Origin of the sequence: Denitrovibrio acetiphilus DSM 12809 (genome assembly GCF_000025725.1) — a bacterium.
GTDB lineage: Bacteria > Chrysiogenota > Deferribacteres > Deferribacterales > Geovibrionaceae > Denitrovibrio > Denitrovibrio acetiphilus.
In genome coordinates this window covers 2,487,945-2,506,048 of record NC_013943.1, presented here as the reverse complement: position 1 = coordinate 2,506,048, position 18,104 = coordinate 2,487,945, and the positions used below count along the sequence as shown (strand labels likewise).

At 44.4% G+C, this 18,104-nt stretch carries 17 protein-coding genes; 12 read left to right on the top strand and 5 right to left on the bottom strand.

Annotation, left to right across the window (positions count from 1 at the left end; genetic code table 11):
• Positions 1–87: 87 nt before the first annotated feature.
• The 8 genes from DACET_RS11915 to DACET_RS11880 are packed head-to-tail and all read left to right on the top strand — an operon-like array spanning position 88 to position 6,903.
• A complete protein-coding gene (locus DACET_RS11915; protein ID WP_013011631.1) occupies positions 88–1,014 on the top strand; it encodes an MOSC domain-containing protein in 927 nt (308 codons plus the stop codon).
• Positions 1,011–1,646, top strand: coding sequence for a dTMP kinase (gene tmk, locus DACET_RS11910; RefSeq protein WP_013011630.1), 636 nt, complete (start codon positions 1,011–1,013; stop codon positions 1,644–1,646). The genes DACET_RS11915 and tmk overlap by 4 nt, the downstream gene beginning before the upstream one ends.
• Positions 1,643–2,515 (top strand): DNA polymerase III subunit, encoded by an 873-nt coding sequence (locus tag DACET_RS15690; protein ID WP_013011629.1) that lies wholly within the window; start codon positions 1,643–1,645, stop codon positions 2,513–2,515. The genes tmk and DACET_RS15690 overlap by 4 nt, the downstream gene beginning before the upstream one ends.
• Positions 2,502–3,248 (top strand): PSP1 domain-containing protein, encoded by a 747-nt coding sequence (locus tag DACET_RS11900; protein WP_013011628.1) that lies wholly within the window; start codon positions 2,502–2,504, stop codon positions 3,246–3,248. Before DACET_RS15690 ends, DACET_RS11900 begins: the two co-directional genes overlap by 14 nt.
• Complete coding sequence (gene metG, locus DACET_RS11895) at positions 3,245–5,179, top strand: methionine--tRNA ligase (protein WP_013011627.1); 1,935 nt, start codon at positions 3,245–3,247, stop codon at positions 5,177–5,179. Before DACET_RS11900 ends, metG begins: the two co-directional genes overlap by 4 nt.
• Positions 5,176–6,015 (top strand): TatD family hydrolase, encoded by an 840-nt coding sequence (locus DACET_RS11890; RefSeq protein WP_013011626.1) that lies wholly within the window; start codon positions 5,176–5,178, stop codon positions 6,013–6,015. The genes metG and DACET_RS11890 overlap by 4 nt, the downstream gene beginning before the upstream one ends.
• A gap of 6 nt (positions 6,016–6,021) precedes the next feature.
• Positions 6,022–6,390 carry a response regulator gene (locus tag DACET_RS11885; RefSeq protein WP_013011625.1) on the top strand — a complete coding sequence of 123 codons (369 nt, stop codon included), beginning with the start codon at positions 6,022–6,024 and terminating at the stop codon, positions 6,388–6,390.
• A 57-nt stretch (positions 6,391–6,447) separates the two neighbouring features.
• Positions 6,448–6,903: a universal stress protein gene (locus DACET_RS11880; protein ID WP_013011624.1), complete on the top strand. Its 456-nt coding sequence runs from the start codon at positions 6,448–6,450 to the stop codon at positions 6,901–6,903.
• 323 nt (positions 6,904–7,226) lie between these two features.
• On the opposite strand, the gene DACET_RS16555 is transcribed toward DACET_RS11880, so the two are convergent.
• Entirely contained in the window at positions 7,227–7,808 is a 582-nt protein-coding gene (locus DACET_RS16555; RefSeq protein WP_013011623.1) for a FumA C-terminus/TtdB family hydratase beta subunit, read from the bottom strand.
• Positions 7,801–8,667, bottom strand: coding sequence for a fumarate hydratase (locus DACET_RS16550; protein ID WP_013011622.1), 867 nt, complete (start codon positions 8,665–8,667; stop codon positions 7,801–7,803). The genes DACET_RS16555 and DACET_RS16550 overlap by 8 nt, the downstream gene beginning before the upstream one ends.
• 294 nt (positions 8,668–8,961) lie before the next feature.
• Here DACET_RS16550 and fumC point away from each other — a divergent pair, with 294 nt between their 5' ends.
• Positions 8,962–10,353: a class II fumarate hydratase gene (gene fumC / locus DACET_RS11865; RefSeq protein WP_013011621.1), complete on the top strand. Its 1,392-nt coding sequence runs from the start codon at positions 8,962–8,964 to the stop codon at positions 10,351–10,353.
• Between the two features lie 142 nt (positions 10,354–10,495).
• Here fumC and DACET_RS11860 read toward each other — a convergent pair whose 3' ends face one another.
• Together DACET_RS11860 and DACET_RS11855 are read right to left on the bottom strand one after the other, a co-directional pair.
• On the bottom strand, positions 10,496–12,109 hold the full coding sequence (locus tag DACET_RS11860) for a SulP family inorganic anion transporter (RefSeq protein WP_013011620.1): 1,614 nt from the start codon (positions 12,107–12,109) through the stop codon (positions 10,496–10,498).
• A 14-nt stretch (positions 12,110–12,123) separates the two neighbouring features.
• Positions 12,124–12,789, bottom strand: a complete 666-nt coding sequence (locus tag DACET_RS11855) for a helix-turn-helix domain-containing protein (protein WP_013011619.1) — start codon at positions 12,787–12,789, stop codon at positions 12,124–12,126.
• 108 nt (positions 12,790–12,897) lie between these two features.
• On the opposite strand from DACET_RS11855, the gene DACET_RS11850 reads away from it, so the two are divergent.
• The 3 genes from DACET_RS11850 (at position 12,898) to DACET_RS11840 (ending at position 17,091) form a co-directional block, all read left to right on the top strand.
• Positions 12,898–13,530 (top strand): cyclase family protein, encoded by a 633-nt coding sequence (locus tag DACET_RS11850; RefSeq protein ID WP_013011618.1) that lies wholly within the window; start codon positions 12,898–12,900, stop codon positions 13,528–13,530.
• 376 nt (positions 13,531–13,906) lie between these two features.
• Positions 13,907–16,453 carry a bifunctional aconitate hydratase 2/2-methylisocitrate dehydratase gene (gene acnB, locus DACET_RS11845; protein ID WP_041230373.1) on the top strand — a complete coding sequence of 849 codons (2,547 nt, stop codon included), beginning with the start codon at positions 13,907–13,909 and terminating at the stop codon, positions 16,451–16,453.
• 233 nt (positions 16,454–16,686) lie between these two features.
• Positions 16,687–17,091, top strand: a complete 405-nt coding sequence (locus DACET_RS11840) for a hemerythrin domain-containing protein (protein WP_013011616.1) — start codon at positions 16,687–16,689, stop codon at positions 17,089–17,091.
• A 131-nt stretch (positions 17,092–17,222) separates the two neighbouring features.
• Here DACET_RS11840 and DACET_RS11835 read toward each other — a convergent pair whose 3' ends face one another.
• Positions 17,223–17,975: a hypothetical protein gene (locus DACET_RS11835; RefSeq protein ID WP_013011615.1), complete on the bottom strand. Its 753-nt coding sequence runs from the start codon at positions 17,973–17,975 to the stop codon at positions 17,223–17,225.
• Positions 17,976–18,104: the final 129 nt, after the last annotated feature.

Here is an 18,104-nt window from a genome sequence, read left to right as displayed (position 1 = left end):
TTTTTTCAAGACAAAAGAGTACCAAAGCTGTACTATATTAAACAAAATTATCTGCCGGAAGCGGCAGCACATACGAAGGTGTTTATTATGAGTAAGATTCAAAGCCTTAATATCAGCGAGACAAAAGGTGTTCAGAAGACCCCTGTTGAGTCCGTTAAGCTGGTAAATGATTTCGGTATCGAAGGGGATGCGCATGCAGGGAAGTGGCACAGGCAGGTGAGTCTGCTTGCTACAGAAAGTATACAGAAGATGAAAGATCAGGGTCTTGATGTCGACAGTGGGGATTTCGCTGAAAACATCACTACTGAAGGGATCGAACTTACATCTATAAGTGTTGGCGACGTCGTCACTGTTAACGGCGTTGACCTTATAATTAGTCAGCTTGGGAAAACATGTCACCACAGATGTGCGGTTTTTTATGCTGCGGGTGATTGTGTTATGCCGAGAGAAGGGATTTTTGCTGTTGTTCGCGGTAATGATAAGATATCTGTTGGCGATGAAGTGACACTGACCAGAAAGACAGGCTTTTCTGTTGCTGTCATTACCCTCAGCGATAAAGGGAGCAAAGGGGAACGTGTTGACGAGACAGGACCTGCTGTTGTGAAGCTCCTTGAAGACAATCTCAATGTTGCATTCACCAGAACAGAGATTCTGGCGGATGAACAGGCAAAACTTGAAGAAACTCTTAAATATTATGCTGATCTGCAGAAGTATGATCTGGTTGTGACTAACGGCTCCACTGGTGTTTCACCAAGGGATATAGCTCCGGATGCAACCTTGAACGTGATAGATAAACGCATACCCGGTTTCGAAGAAGCTATGCGTGCTGAAAGCATGAAGGTTACTGACAGGGCTATGATAAGCCGTGCTGTTGTGGGAGCCAGAAAGAACACTATGATAGTCAACGTCCCTGGCAGCCCTAAAGGTGCAATTGAGAACCTTCAGGTTATTCTGAAAACAATACCCCATTGTATAGAAAAACTGCAAGGGAGCAAAGAGGACTGCGCACGTTGAAAGACTATAACCTTTTCATAGCGGTTGACGGCATTGACGGCTGCGGTAAATCCACTCTCTCAGCAGGAATGGCGGAGAAGCTGGATAAGCTGGGGCGGAATGTCAAGCTGACAAGGGAGCCCGGCGGAACAGATGCAGGTCTCCTTATACGCCAGTTGCTGGTTAGCAAAAAGTACGATCTGGAGCCGCAGTCAGAGCTCATGCTTTACTGTGCGGACAGACTCGAGCACCAGACTAAGCTGGTTATCCCTGTGCTTGAAAAAGGTTTTGATGTTATCTCGGACAGATTTGTGTCTTCAACTTATGCATATCAGATATTCGGAAGAGGTCTGGACAAGGATCTGCTTGACTATCTCACAGGATACAGCATCAGGCGGATGCCTGATATAACGTTTATAATAGAAATAGACCCTGAGACTGCTCTGGAAAGAGCGATGAGCAGGCTGGTGCGCGATAAAAAAGTTGACGAAGAAGGGAAATTCGAAGCGCTGGGGCTGGAATTCTTTAAAAAAGTTGCAGACGGTTTTGACTGGTATGCAGGTAAATTTGAGAATGTATGGCGGATTAACGGAGCACAGTCTCCACAGGCTGTTCTGAATGATGTTATGCATATTCTGGATAATTTCGTATGATAATCGGACACGGTAAAGAGAAGGATATTTTCAGGAATATCCTGACCGGAGACAAACTGCATCACGCATATATATTCAGCGGGCGTGAAGGGAGCGGGAAGAAGATGTTTGCTCGTGAGCTTGCAAGAGCTGTTATCTGTGCTGAGCAGGTTTTTATGGAACCCTGCCAGTGCAGACATTGTAAGGTCGCTGCTGCCTCTGATCACCCCGACATACATGTCCTGGAAGAGTCTCCGGTTAAGATAGAAGTCGCCAGACGGATAGCCGGCGATGCATTCATGAGCCCGCTGTCAGCCCGTAAGAAAGTGTATATTATAGATAATGCTCATACGTTTACGAAGGAAGCGGCGAACGCCATTCTTAAAACTCTGGAAGAACCCCCTGCTGATACTCATTTTTTTCTGATTACTGATAAGTATGAACAGGTTCTGCCGACGATACGTTCCAGATGCATAAACATGCGTTTTTCGAACCTTACTAATGAAGAAGTTGAAAAAGTGCTTTTATCTCAGGGAGTGATGAACGATATGCTGCCTGAAATCGCTGCACAGGCATCAGGCTCTGTCAGCTACGCCATGTTTCTGCTGGATAATGCAGAAGAGACAGGTCGGTTTGCTCCGGACAGAGACAAAAATTCACTATTTGCTGAGATACATGGGCTGGACACAAAAGAGAAGATACGTGCGTATTGTGCATCAATGTATGCCTATATGCTTGTAAAATATAAAGAATCTGAAGATGAAACTCTACTGGACTTTTCTAACTATTTGCTGGAAATTTTGAGGCGGCTTGAGTATAATGTCAGTTTAGACATGTTCAGGATGGATCTGTTCATAAAAACAACTGAGGTACTTTGTGAAAAAAGTTAATGCTACGGGAGTAGCTTTCAAGCCTGCGGGCAAGATATATGACTTCCTCTCATGCGGAGTGGAGTCAAAATTTGGCGATAAGGTTATAGTTGAAACGGAGAAAGGGGAAGACATCGCAAATGTTATCTACTCCGACCGTGAAATAGAAGTTGAGCCGAAAGCGGAGATGAAAAACGTTATAAGGCTTGCTACTGAAGAAGACCTTGCGAATAAAGAAAAGAATAGTCTGGAAGAGCCGGATGCATTCAAAAAATGTAAAGAATTTGTTGTCGAGCATAAGCTTGATATGAAGCTTCTTAAAGCTGAATATACTCTTGACCGCAGCAAGCTTACATTCTTTTTCACTGCTGACGGACGCATTGACTTCAGAGCCCTTGTGCGTGATCTCGCCAGAGTTTTCCGCACACGCATAGAGATGCGTCAGGTCGGTGTTCGTGATGCAACGAAAATGATAGGCGGGTTCGGGCTTTGCGGAAAAGAATTTTGTTGTTCGACTTTCCTGAGAAAGTTTGACAACATATCTATAAAAATGGCAAAAGATCAGAACCTTATACTCAACCCTACAAAAATTTCGGGGGTTTGCGGCAGGCTGATGTGCTGTCTGATGTATGAGAAAGATGTTTACGAAGGCGGCGAACTGCCGTGCGGACATTGCCCGAGAGAACAGTATACCGACGATGAAAATATAAGACTTGAAGACCTTGTTGATGATAATTCCGGAGGCGAGATATGACAGGCAAAACCTTTTATGTGACCACACCGATCTATTATGTAAATGACGTCCCGCACATAGGGCACGCATATACGACGGTCGCATGTGACACGATCAGCAGGTACAAAAGGCTTTGCGGTTTTGACGTTTGCTTTCTCACCGGAACAGACGAACACGGTCAGAAGATCGAGCAGGCTGCACAGAAGAGGGGTATCACACCTAAAGCTCTTGCTGATGAAGTTGTGCAGAGGTTTGCAGGTCTCTGGAAGATATTAAATATTTCTAATGATAAATTCATCAGAACCACTGATGAGCTACATAAAAAAGCAGTGCGCAAAATATTTGACAAGATGAAAGAAAACGGTGACATATATCTTGATCATTATGAAGGGTGGTATTGCACTCCATGCGAAACATACCTCACTGAAACTCAACTTCTGGACGGCAACTGCTGTCCTTCCTGCGGTCGTGAAACTGCGAAGCTGAAAGAGCCCAGCTATTTCTTCCGTATGAGCAAATACGCTGACCAGCTTCTGAAACATATCGAAGATAATAAAGATTTCGTGCGTCCGGAATCAAGACGTAACGAGATAATATCATTCATAAAAGACGGTCTCCGTGACCTGTCGGTCTCCCGTGTTACATTCAAATGGGGGATACCCGTTCCTGATGCACCAGAGCATGTAATATATGTCTGGATAGATGCGCTGACAAATTATATCGCAGCTCTCGGCTATGGTGAAGACGACGCTGATTTTCAGAAATTCTGGCCTGCGGATTATCATGTTGTGGGGAAAGATATCCTCAGATTTCACACTGTTTACTGGCCGACAATGCTTATGAGTGCAGGGCTTCCTCTGCCTAAGAGCGTTTTTGCCCATGGATGGTGGACTGTGGAAGGTCAGAAGATGTCAAAATCTCTTGGTAACGCCATAGACCCTGCATGGCTTGTGGATAAGTTCGGTGTGGATTCTATACGCTACTTCCTGCTCCGTGAGGTACCTTTCGGGCTGGATGGAGACTTCTCTTTCAAAGCTCTTATTCACCGCATTAACGGCGATCTTGCGAATGACCTGGGTAATCTGCTGAACCGCACAATGGGGATGGTTAACAGGTATTTTGACGGTGTTGTCCCTGCATATACTGAAGCAGGGGACGAGGATAAACCTCTTGAGGAAACTATTGAGCGTGTTTTCAGAGAGGTTGACGAACACATTACAAACATGGCGTTTAATAAAGCACTCATGACAACATGGGAGCTGGTTAGTGCGCTTAATAAATACATAGACGAAACTGCGCCGTGGGCTCTTGCCAAAGATGAGACCAGAAAGGGCAGACTTGGTTCTGTTCTTTACTCTGTACTAGACGGAATAAGGTTAGTGTCACTGCTGCTTTATCCTTTTATGCCTGAAACAGCGGTTAAGATGCGCCGTCAACTTGGCACAGCTCAGGAACTTGAAAAATCTGATGTGGAAGAACTTCGCAAAATCCGCACTTTCGAAGCTGGTCATAAACTCGGCGAAGCTGAACAGCTTTTTCCCCGCATAGACGAGAAAGTTATGTTGGATGAGCTTAAATTAGAAGCCGACAGCAAGAAGCAGGACGAAAAAGGGAAACTGAGAGTTGAAGAGATAGATTTTGCCCATTTTGAAAAAATGTCTCTTAAGGCTGCTAAAGTCATTGAGTGCGAGAAGGTCGAAAAGTCTGATAAGCTTCTTAAGCTTCAGGTTGACCTCGGCACTGAAAAACGTCAGGTTGTGAGTGGTATCGCCAAAAGTTACAAACCTGAGGATATGGTTGGTAAGACAGTTGTTCTCGTTGCTAACCTTAAGCCCGCAAAACTTATGGGGATCATGTCCGAAGGGATGATTCTGTCTGCCACATCTGACGGCAAAAAACATAAAGTTCTGGAACTTCCGGACTCTGTTGAACCGGGCACAGATATTAAATGATAAAAAAGAGGGGCAGCCTGAAAGATCAGGAGTTTCTCGCCAGCCTGAAAGAAGCGGTGGAAGCGGGAGCCAGATTCACAGATACTCATTGCCATATACATTTCAGCCCTTTGGCAGACGAACTTGATGATGTTTCAGAAAGAGCGGCTGAGAGGGGCGTACACCGGATGGTTACGGTGGGTATAGACCTGAAAGACAGCGAACAGGCTCTGCTGACAAGCAGGAAAAGTGAAAAAATATTTTTCACCGCAGGTGTCCACCCGCACGATGCGGAAGAGTTTAACATATGCCAGCTCGGCAGGTTCGAAGAGATACTAAGTGACCCGAAAGCTGTTGCTGTTGGCGAGATAGGGCTGGATTATTACCGCAATCATTCTGCTCATGACAGGCAGAGAGAGGTCTTTGCTACATTTCTTGATATGGCTGTAGGACTTAATAAGCCTGTAGTCATACATAACAGAGAGTCTGACAAGGACTGTGTCGATGTTATGTCGGCAGTTGTCAGAGGGCGTGAACGAAATGGTGTGATACACTGTTTCAGCGGGGACAGAGGGCTACAGAAGTGGGCGCTGGATAACGGCTTTTATATATCCTATGCAGGTCCCGTGACATATAACAGCTCTGATCATCTGCGTGATACTGTACAGTATGTCCCACTTGACAGACTGCTGATCGAAACTGATTGTCCTTACCTTTCACCAGAGCCCTACAGAGGCAGAACCAACGAGCCCGCACATGTCGTTTATACTGCTAAGCAGATTTGTGATATAATTGATGTGAATCTTTATGATTTTGCTGTACAATTAGAAAAGAATTACACACAACTATTTGGGTAATAAACAATGGCATACAGAATTTTATTGGCAGAAGATAACGAGATGGAGCAGTCCGCTCTGAAGGATATATTTACATCCGAAGGGTATCAGGTTGATTCTGTCAGCAATGGGCTTTTTGCTCTGGATAAAGTTAAAGATAATGAATATCACCTAATTGTTACAGATCTTGTTATGCCTGTTTCTGACGGTATACAGTTTCTTTACTCTCTAAGTAGCCTTGACCGCGAAATACCTGTCATAGTCCTTACCGGTTACGATAATATAGAAAACATGCTAAGCGCTTATCAAATGGGCGCTATTGATGTTCTCTATAAGCCTTATGATGTCGATAAACTTCTCGATCTTTGCAGAAAAATTTTAGAAAACCGTATATAATATAATTAAAGACTTTTTGTTTAAACTGTCGTAAATTACTCCATAAGGAGGCTTTATATGGTTAATGTAACTAAAATTTTATACCCTACTGATTTCTCTGATCCATCTGCATGTGCACTGCTCTATGCTGCGGAGATGGCAAAGAAATTCAATGCGGAGCTTATTATGCTCCATGTGCTCCTTGACGAATCCCAGATGGTATCATTTTATCTTCCTCAACTCACTGTGAAGAATCTTTCAAAAGATATGGAAGACGGCGCAAAAGCTAAGATGGAAGAGTTTATAGAAGAGACTAATGCCCTGGAAGGGATAGAGTACTCAACCGCAATGGTTAAAGGGATTGCCGACGATGAAATTATCAAATTTGCTAATGAAAAGAATGTTGATATGATCGTACTTGGAACCCACGGACGCACCGGGCTGGAACATGTTATTTTCGGCTCCACAGCAGAGAAGGTTGTCCGTTCTGCTTCTTGTCCTGTGCTCACGGTACATTGTCCGAACAGCGATTAAGTACCTGTGGAGAGCGTACTCATTTGTCTAGCTGTTACGGACATATGGGAAATGCAGAAGTGTCTGACAGATTTTTCTACGATAACAATCTGACACGAATATCAAAAAAGGGGAACTCAAAAGAGCTCCCCTTTTATTTTTGTTTAAATCCAGATGTCTGGAGATAGAATATTTTGTGTGCGTGTACAGTGGTGTCCCGCCGGTAGGTGCTGACTACTGATTGCTTGCAATCTCATAAAGCACAACAAACGACCAGAGGGAGCGGTAATACTTTGACGCACTGTCTGTGTTCACAGTATAGTGTCCCGTCGGTAGGTGCTGACCTACTGACCGATGAGTCCGTCGGCAACTTTCTGTGAGGCTGCTGCAATATCTTTATGCAGGGAGCCTCCGTGGCTGTCCATGGTAACAACGCAAGGGAAATCTTCAACCTCACAAACCCAGAAGGCTTCCGGTGTCCCGAATTCTTCAAGCTTGTATACTGTATGAACTTTTTTAACCATTTTACCAATAAGCGATCCTGCGCCGCCAACAGCATGCAGGTAAACTGCGCCGACTTTTTTAAGCCCTTCTGCTGTTTTTGGTCCCATACCGCCTTTGCCGATAACGGCACGTACAGAGTATTCCTCGCAGACTGCTGCCTGATAGGGTTCTTCACGGGAAGAGGTGGTCGGGCCTGCTGCTACAAAGCTGTATTCACCGTTTTCCGCCTGTTTGACAACAGGGCCGCAGTGGTATATTACACCGTCTTTCAGGTGTTCACGGATAAAATCCGGTCTTTCTTCTATCATCAGTTTATGTGCAGCATCTCTTGCTGTTACGATGGTTCCTGTAAGGAGAACCTCGTCGCCCACCTTAAGTGAACGTGCTTTCTCTTCACTGATAGGTGTAGTGAGCTTAATCATATGTCACCTCACTTCCTTTGATTGTCATTTGCTTTCTTCTGTATGCCCAGCAGGTATATGAAATTGCTACATAGAATGTAGCCGGGTGTCTGTGCTGAACCCCTGCGAAAACGCCAAGGCAGGTAGTTTTTCCGCCGAATCCCATTGGTCCGATGCCGAGTTTATTAAGGTCTTCGTAGAGTTCCTCTTCAAGTTTGGCAAGGTCAGGGTTTGTGCTTTTCTCACCGAGTTTACGGAAGAACTGCTCTTTGGAAAGTGCGTAGGATGTTACTCTGTCTCCGCCGATTCCTATACCAACAACGCCTGGTGCGCAGCCTTGTCCCTGTGCTTTTTGTACGGCATCGATCACAACTTTCTTAACACCTTTCAGGTCACGTCCGGCGTGAAGAACAGAGTCCGGGAGCTTGTATTGAGCGCCCACATTTTCAGAGCCGCCGCCTTTAAGCATGAGCCTAACTCTGGTTTCGTCCTTATCCCATTGGTGAAAGTGGAGGTAAGGGGCATTTGTTCCAACGTTATTGCCGGAATTCTTGCCTGTGATAGGGTCAACAGCGTTAGGGCGGAGATACTGGAGCTTTGTAGCCTCAGCAGCAGCCCATTCAGCCGCTTCTTTATATTTGGTTTCCGGTTCGCCTACAGGAAAGTCAATGTAGATTATGACAGAACCTGTGTCCTGACAAATAGGAGTTGAAGCTTCTCTGGCAAGTGCGATATTTTCACGGATGGTTCCGAAAACGCTTTTTGCCGGTGTCCCTTCGTCCTCTCTGTCGTACGCCTGCTGAATCGCATTCTCCACATCCGGTGAAAGGTCTGTGGTTGCTCTGCGGATCAGCTCAAGCATTGCATCTTTGAGTTCCATAGCCACCTCGCATATAAGGTTATTATATTCTGAATATATTTATTCTTAACCATATGATTGTATACAATATACAGAAAAATACAAGTAAGAGTTGAACGGTGGTTTAAAATTAACAAAGTATAAATTTGTATGGCATAAAAAGGCTAAGGGGGTATAATTTTGATATGGCTGATAACATTAAGATTAGTCTGTTGAATTGAATATGTAATATAATTTTGAAAGTTATAAAATCGTTACAGGGGTGAAGCCTTGTGCTGCTCGCCTTCTGTAATAATCGAATAGGAGAAGCTGATTATGAAATTCAGAATCGAAAAGGATACTATGGGCGAGATTCAGGTTCCGGAGGATGCTTACTGGGCTGCTCAGACACAGCGAAGCCTTCAGAACTTCAAAATAGGCTGGGAGAAGATGCCTGTGAGTCTCATACATGCATTTGCAGTGCTTAAGCGCTCTGTGGCAGTGGTTAATAATAAGCTGGGTAAACTTCATGATGAGAAAGCAAATGCCATTATAAAAGCTTGTGATGAGATACTTAAGAATAAGCTTGCAGATCAGTTCCCCCTCGCCGTATGGCAGACAGGGAGCGGAACGCAGACAAATATGAATATGAATGAGGTGATAGCCAGCAGAGCTACGGAGATATTGGGTAAAAACTTTCGTGAAGATAAAGAGATACATCCGAATGACCATGTGAATATGTCGCAAAGCTCTAACGATACTTTCCCTACGGCTATGCACATTGCTGCTGTCACGGTTGTTGAGGATGAGCTTGTGCCGTCGATTGAAAGCCTTAAGGATGTTCTCCATAGTAAGATGGAAGAGTTTAACAGCATTGTTAAAATAGGGCGTACTCACCTTCAGGACGCTACACCGCTTACGCTCGGACAGGAATTTTCCGGTTATGTGGCAATGCTTGAGACAAACATACGGCAGATCAGAGAATCTCTTGAGCATGTGCGCGAGCTTGCCATAGGGGGGACAGCCGTCGGTACAGGGTTGAACGCTCACCCGAAATTGTCTGTCATGGTGTCAGAAGAGGTCACGAGGTTCACAGGTAAGCGTTTTCAGTCAGCAGGGAATAAATTTCAATCTCTGACATCACATGATGCACTTACATTTGCGTCCGGAGCGTTGAAAGCTCTCGCAGCTAATATGATGAAAATAGCTAATGACATTCGCTGGCTTGCCTCCGGTCCCAGATGCGGGATAGGCGAGCTGGAGATACCTGCCAATGAGCCGGGCAGCTCCATTATGCCGGGGAAGGTTAATCCCACACAGTCAGAGGCTGTAACAATGGTTGCTTGTCAGGTTTTTGGGAACGATGCGGCAATAGGTTTTGCAGCGAGTCAGGGGAACTTTGAACTGAATGTTTTTAAACCTGTGATAATATATAATTTCCTGCAATCAGCAAAACTTCTTGGTGATGCAATGGATTCTTTCCGTGAAAACTGTGCTGTCGGGATAAAACCAAACCGCGAACAGATAGACCACTATCTTAGGAATTCGCTCATGCTTGTAACCGCACTGAATCCTCACATAGGATATGACAAGGCGGCAAAGATAGCAAAAACAGCATTTGCAGAAAACTCTACCCTCAGGGAGACCGCGGTTAAGCTTGGCTATCTGACAGAAGCTGAGTTTGATAAGTATGTTGTTCCTGAGGATATGACCGGGTCGAAAAGCTAGAGACATATGAGCCATTGTGTCGCTCCCCTCGCAATGACAGAGAAATATACGTCATTGCGAAACTCGAAGGGTTGAAGCAATCTTTTAAGTTTGGTGATGTCAGATTGCGTCGCTTCGCTCGCAATGACGAGGCGGGGAGCCATTATGAGGCGAAAGTCTGTGTTTGACGAATGTGTTTTATCGCTTCATCAAGGTTATTGAAAATCTTCTTATCAGGTAACAGCTCCGGAATACCATATTTTTCAAGCTGTTTTGCGATATCTTTATTAAACACGAGCATTGGTTTTGTGTTGAAAGATTTCAGCTTTAGTATCTTTTCGGACAGTGCAAAAACCGCTGAGTAGTCTATGAAAGGGACGTTGATACAGTTGAATATTACGATCTCTGTGCCGAGAAATGAACCTATCCTGCCGACTATCTGGCTGGTGGAACCGAAGAAGAATGGTCCGTTGATATCAATAACACGAACAGAGAATTTTGTACTTTCCTGTATCTCCCGCCCAAGTTCACTGTCGTGAAGAGTAACAGGTATTTCATGTATCTGTGAGTTGGTCTGCTGGGCTATTCTGTATGTCAGCAGTATGGATGCGAGCACTATCCCGACCCCGACAGCAACGATAAGATCCACAAGGACGGTGAGAGCAAGAACAGCAAACATTACTATTATGTCGTGTTTTGGTGCTTTTTTCAGTATTTTCAGAAATCTGTAGTCTACAATATCGAATCCAACTTTGATTAATATACCGGATAAAACAGCCATGGGGATCAGTTCTGCTTTGGAGCCGAATACAAGAAGTATCAAAGCCAGCACTACGGCATGGAGCATGCCGGAAAAACGAGTAGAACCGCCTGCCTTAACGTTAACAACTGTCCGCATGGTCGCCCCTGCACCGGGGATTCCGCCGAAGAGGGCTGCCAGAGAGTTACCTAACCCCTGCGCCATAAGTTCGCGGTTTGGCTGGTGATTTGTTTTGGTAAGAGAGTCCGAAACAAGGGACGTAAGCAAACTGTCGATTGACCCGAGAACAGCAAGGGAAAGAGCTGTACCCACGACAAAAGTTATGTTGCTCATGTCCAGAAAAGGCATATGCAGCTTCGGGAGTGCGGTCGGAATATGTCCGATTGTATGAACATCAAGCCCCATCGCCACGGACAGCACTGTACAGACTATAAGCGCTGCCAGAGGTGAAGGGATTTTTGAGGATAGCTTTTTCGGGAAGAAAAATACGATGATAAGGGTCAGTGCGCCAAGGGCAAGGTCTGCATTATGAAAATTCGTAAAGAGTGTGCCTATGTGTTTTATAGCCATTATCGGCGAACTGTAGCCGGATGCACCTGCTAACGGGTGGAGCTGAAGTAGAATAATAATTACACCGATACCTGTCATGAAACCTGATATGACAGGGTAGGGGATGAATCTTACTAATTTACCGACTTTTAGAAAGCCAAGTGCTATCTGAAAGATACCGCCAAGGAATATAACTGTCACTACCGAATGAAAATCTCCGGCGAATAGAGCAATTGCAGATGCTACGACAACTGTCATAGGTCCCGTCGGCCCGGATATCTGAACCGGAGTCCCACCGAAGGCAGACGCCACGAAACCGAGTATGATTGCGCCGTAAAGCCCTGCTTCTGCACCTGCACCACTGGCAACACCGAATGCGAGGGCAAGGGGGAGAGCTATCACCGCAGCAGTGAGACCGCCGTATATGTCTCCGGTTAGTCTGGCTGATTTAGAGATATTGTGTGGCATTGATTCACCTGTAATTATTTAATAAAAAGTTTGTTTTCAAATTCGCGTATACGTTGAATCAGCGTGCTTCTTGTAGGAGCTGATCTAAGCGTTTTCACAAATTCATCACTGTTAAGAAGCCCATTCAGTCTTGTTGTCAGTATCAACTGCTCAGTTTTATTAGCAGGAATGATGAGTATCGCGATATCTGTCTTCTTGCCGTCGATGGCTTTAAAGTCCAGCGGGGTGTCAAGGTATGCCACAGCAAAGACTGTTTTACTGTGGTTTACCTGTTGGTCATAATCGGCAACCATGACCGCCACCCCGCTTAAAGAGGAGGATATTATGGACTCTTTGAACAGAAGATTCTTCTTGATGTTTATCTTCTCTTCTGTAGTGAACCTGCCTAATATAGTCAAAATCTGATTCAGTATTTCGTCCCTGTTTGCTCCACAGAGACGATACATTATGGTACTGTCGCAAATTATCTCAGAAACCGTTATGCTGCTGTCTGCCGGTGTGTTGTCCTCGGTGCTCTGACCGCTGACCCATTTTTCTATCTTTTCCCGGTTAAAACGCCATTGTCCGCCAATTTTGATACCATAGGGTATTTTGTTGTCATTTATCATGCGGTAGACGGTCTTTTCGGACACGCCAAGCTTAACAGACATATCTTTTACTGTGAGAAATAGTGTGTCCATGCTGTAGATTCCTGTCTAATTTTGTCCAAAATAGTCCTTTATGTGGGCAATGTCAAATAGTTTCAGAAAAATCTCCCCATGCTCGTCAATCTGTGGTAAATAGCTAATATGGAAATGATAGACCTTACACATATGATCAAAGAGGGGATGCCGGTTTACCCCGGAACTCTTTCGCCGGAGATAAAAGTTGAAACTACGATAGCCTCAGAAGGCTTTGAAGAGAGGCTTATAACTATATTTTCCCACACCGGAACACATATGGACGCACCATCTCATATCCTTGACGGGCGGAGGTCTTTGTCAGATTTTGATATCAGCGATTTTGCCGGACATGCAGTAATGATCGATGTTCGGGGGATGGATACTGTTTCCGCTTCATACATCCGCAGTTACGAGAAAGAGCTGAGGGGAGCGCATTTTGCTGTGCTCTTTTCCGGATGGAGCAGTAAATGGGGTGAACAGAGCTATTTTGAAAATTATCCTGTGCTGGAAGCTGATGCTGCGGGCGTTCTTGCTGCGAGTGGTGTTAAAGGTGTGGCTGTGGATATGATTTCCGTTGATCCGGTTGATACTGTGACCTTTGAGAACCATAAAATATTTCTTAACCGCAATATGATTATTGTCGAGAACCTGACTAATCTTCATCTGCTTGAGGGGAAGGAGTTTGTTTTGAACTGTATCCCTCTGCGTATAGAATATGGTGACGGCTCTCCTGTACGTGCCTTTGCAATGATGGGATGAACAGTCTTTTCTCCTGTCTTTTATGTATTTATGATCTCTGTTTTAAATACTCGTATAAAATAATACCGCAAATCTTGTTATTCGTTTAATAATCACTCACAAGCAGATATATGGACATTACTCGCCAGATTATAATTTTGAACTAATGATATAACGTGAGCTATGGAAATAAATATAATCACAACTATAAAAATGTTCTAAAACATTTTGACAAAAGGATGGACAATATTGTATACAGAATACAATCTAAAGCTGAGCTTAGGGTGTATTGCGCCCTTTATGCTGTAGAAAAGAATAAAACAGACCTGGCGGCATGTGACTAAGTGGCTGTCCGGTCACGGATAAATAACCATTTTAATAGGAGATGATCATGACAATGATGCAGGACTATCTGAAACAAGTGGAAGACAGAGCCAAAATGGGCATACCTGCACTTCCTCTCACTGCCGAATTTACTGCTGAAGTCTGCAAACTGCTTGAACAGAAGCCCACAGCAGAGCTTGTTGACCTTATCGAAAACAGAGTTGCGCCAGGTGTTGACCCCGCCTCTGAGGTTAAAGCTGACTGGCTCGGTAAAGTAGCGAAGGGGGAAACAGCCTGCTCACTCATAAGCAGAGAGCGTGCTGTATTTCTTCTCGGAACTATGCTTGGCGGATATAATGTTAAATACCTTGTAGAGCTTCTCACAGATAAAGAGCTTGGCGATGATGCAGCGGAAGCACTGAAAAAAACTATTCTTGTTTATAACGCTTTTGATGAAATTGTTGCTCTCGCTAAAACCAATGCAAATGCTATGGCTGTTCTTAAGTCCTGGGCTGACGCTGAGTGGTTCACAAATAAACCTGAGCTTAGAAAAGAATATAAAGTTAAAATATATAAAGTCGCAGGTGAGACAAACACTGATGACTTTTCTCCTGCTAAACACGCATGGAGCCGTCCTGATATCCCTCTCCACGCTCTTGCCATGGGTGAGACAGGCTTTCCTGACGGAAATGAGGTTATGGAGAAATACAAAGCTGAAGGCTTTGAAGTTGCTTTCGTGGGTGACGTTGTCGGTACTGGTTCATCACGTAAGTCAGCTTGTAACTCTGTAATGTGGAGAATAGGCTCAGACATTCCGTTCGTGCCTAATAAGAGAAACGGCGGCACCATTATAGGTTCTGTTATCGCTCCTATTTTCTTCAATACGACAGAAGATTCAGGCGGTCTCCCTATCATATGCAACGTTGACGAACTTAATACCGGCGATGTTGTTATTATTAATACTGAAAAAGGCGAGATTACAGACGAATCAGGAAAAGTTCTTTCAACATTCGAGCTGAAACCTTCCACTATAAAAGATGAATACAGAGCCGGTGGACGCCTTAACCTTATCATCGGACGCACACTTACCAACAATGCCCGCAAGGCACTGGGGCTTGGTGAATCTGATGTATTCAAAAAAGCTGTTAACCCGACACCAAAAGCCGATCAGGGGTATACACTTGCCCAGAAGATAATCGGAAAAGCTGCGGGGGTTGACGGTGTTCTCCCAGGGACTGCATGTGAGCCTAAGATGACAACTGTCGGTTCTCAGGATACCACAGGGCCAATGACCAGAGATGAGATCAAAGAGCTTGCCTGTCTTGAGTTTCAGTCGCCTATGTTTATGCAGTCATTCTGCCACACAGCGGCTTACCCTAAAAAAGCTGATGTTGATATGCATAAATCACTGCCTCAGTTCGTTTCGGAGCGTAAAGGCGTTTCTCTGCGCCCCGGAGACGGTGTTATCCATTCATGGCTGAACAGACTTCTTCTTCCTGATACACTTGGTACGGGCGGCGACTCTCACACAAGATTTCCGATGGGGCTTTCTCTCCCTGCCGGTTCCGGTCTTGTTGCTTTCGCCGGCGCGCTGGGCTTTATGCCTCTTGACGTTCCTGAGTCTGTACTTGTTAAATTTAAAGGCGATTTCAACCCCGGTATCACACTTCGCGATGCTGTGAACGCCATCCCTTACTGGGCTATCAAACAGGGGCTGCTTACAGTTCCTAAGAAAAATAAAAAGAATATCTTCAACGGACGCATACTTGAAATGGAAGGTCTTCCAAACCTCACTGTTGAGCAGGCTTTCGAGCTTACAGACGCAACTGCTGAGCGTTCAGCGGCCGGCGGAACTATCAAGCTTTCAGAAGAGTCCGTTGCGAACTATCTTAAGTCTAACATCGCTCTCATGAAAAAGATGATCGAGGCCGGCTATCAGCACGCCGAGACACTTAAAAAACGTATAGAAGATTGTGAAGCATGGCTCGCTAACCCTAAACTTCTCGAAAGAGATGAAAATGCTGAATACGCTGCAGTAATAGAGATTGATCTCGCTGAAATCACAGAGCCTATTCTTGCATGTCCTAACGATCCGGATGATGTTAAGCTTCTTTCAGATATCGCAGGTACAAAGATTGATGAGACATTCATCGGTTCATGTATGACAAATATCGGTCATTTCCGCGCAGCAGGTAAAATATGGGAAGGCGAAGCTTACCCTAAAACACGCATGTGGATGACACCTCCTACCAGAATGGATGAAATGCAGCTCATGGAAGAAGGCTACTACAGTATCTTCTCCAGCGTTGGCGCCAGAACAGAAATTCCCGGATGTTCACTGTGTATGGGTAATCAGGGACGTGTTGCACCTAAAGCTTTCGTGCTTTCAACATCAACAAGAAACTTCCCTAACCGTATAGGCGACGAGTCACAGGTATTTCTCGGCTCTGCTGAACTGACAGCTATTACAGCCCTTTGTGGTGAACTTCCTACTAAAGAGAAGTATTTTGAGCTTTTTGAAAAGAAAGTGACACCGAACAAAGAAGAGATATATAAATATCTTGAATTCGATAAGATGGGAGACTTTGAGCTTTCATATATCGAAACAGTGGCATTTTAGTCGAGTATAAAGAGAAAAAACGTCACTGCTTGAAAGCCTGATTCGAAGAGGCAGTCTCTGGTTAAGGGGCTATTGCTACAAGTGTTTCAGGGCTTAGCAATGACAACAGATGAAATATAAAAGGGTTGTTCCGAAAGGTTCAGCCCTTTTTTTGTCGTGTAATTGATGCAGGTCAAGCAGTCTTGCAGGGCACCCGGTGTACCCTATTTAAAATAGATAACAGAGGTGTTCGAATGAGTGATTTGGTAAAAGAGCTGAAAAATGATCACGAAAAACTACTGAATATAATGCTGGATGCTCAGAAGCTTGGGTTAGCAACAGATGCCGGGCGCAGTAAGCTGATGGAAGGTAAAATGCTCCTGACCGAACATCTGCGCAAAGAGGACAGCAGGCTTTACCCTGAGCTTAAAAAACTGTCCGCAGGTGAAGCTTATTCATCTAAAATCGTTGATGAGTTTTCTTCTGAGATGAAAGGTCTTTCTGCAACTGTCATAGATTTTATAAACAGAGCAGGGACTGCCGAGATAGATATGGAATACGCTAAAGAGCTGGGAAGGATTATCTCCAGCCTGAGAATGCGCATAAGGAAAGAGGAGATACAGCTTTATCCGCTCTATGAAAGGCTTAGTTCCGTATAATTTTATGCATAACTGAAACAGGCTGCCCTGAAAAAAAGAGCAGCCTTATGGTTGAAATCTGAATCGGAAGCTTTAGCTGTATAAAACAGGCAGAACGAAGCTTTTTCAGATCTGATTTTTTTGCAGTTAGCCTAATAGCGTTTGATCTTTTTGAGTTTTTTAATATCAGTGTTGAGAAACATGAATTCATCAACGCTTACAAATGAGTCTACTGCCTGAGTTATCTTTTCGTTTGTCTGTTTGAAAATATCATCAATAGAGTTAACTGTTCCGGAAAGTTCCACAGGTATCTGTGTTTCAGACGCATTCATGCTTGCCCAGTAGGGATACTGGAGTTGGATGTCGCTGTCTTGTACAGGAACATTTTTTAGCCAGACAATCTCACCTGACAATGGCTCAATGGTTGCAATCTGAAGTTTTGCTTTTGAACTGATAACGCCGTGAGCAAGTTGTGGCACATAGTCCACCAGGTCTGACAGTGTTTCTTCATTTATTTCGATACTGATGAAAGCCGTGAAAAGCGCACTGGTGTTCCGTTTCTGGGTAAATGTCATTGCATTAAGGTTGTCAAATGTATCTGTTATGGTAAACCCTTTTGCTACTAGTATCTTTCTCATCTCTTGGGTTAGGTGACAGGCGAGAATGTATGCATCCTGCGCTATTCTTTTTCGCAGAGCGAGTTTCAGCGAGTTTGATGCTTTGAAAGAAATTGTGACCTCAGGTTTTGCTATAGCGAGTGAGAGATCGGAAAGATTCTCTCTTGAAGGGTATTTTTTTACCGGCAGATCCATTGAGCTGATATTTGTATAGTTGACGGCAGAAGGTGCACATCCCGCTATAAAGATAGCAGAAACAATTGTAATTAGAATTAGTATTTTTTTCATAATTTTCTCCCGACCTATTTACAGTCTGTATCTACAGTGTATTTGGTTATTGTTGTCCTTGTCGGGACAGTCTGCTTTACAGGGCCGCACCCCACGGCCAGAATTGTCAGTGCTATGGCCAGCAACAGT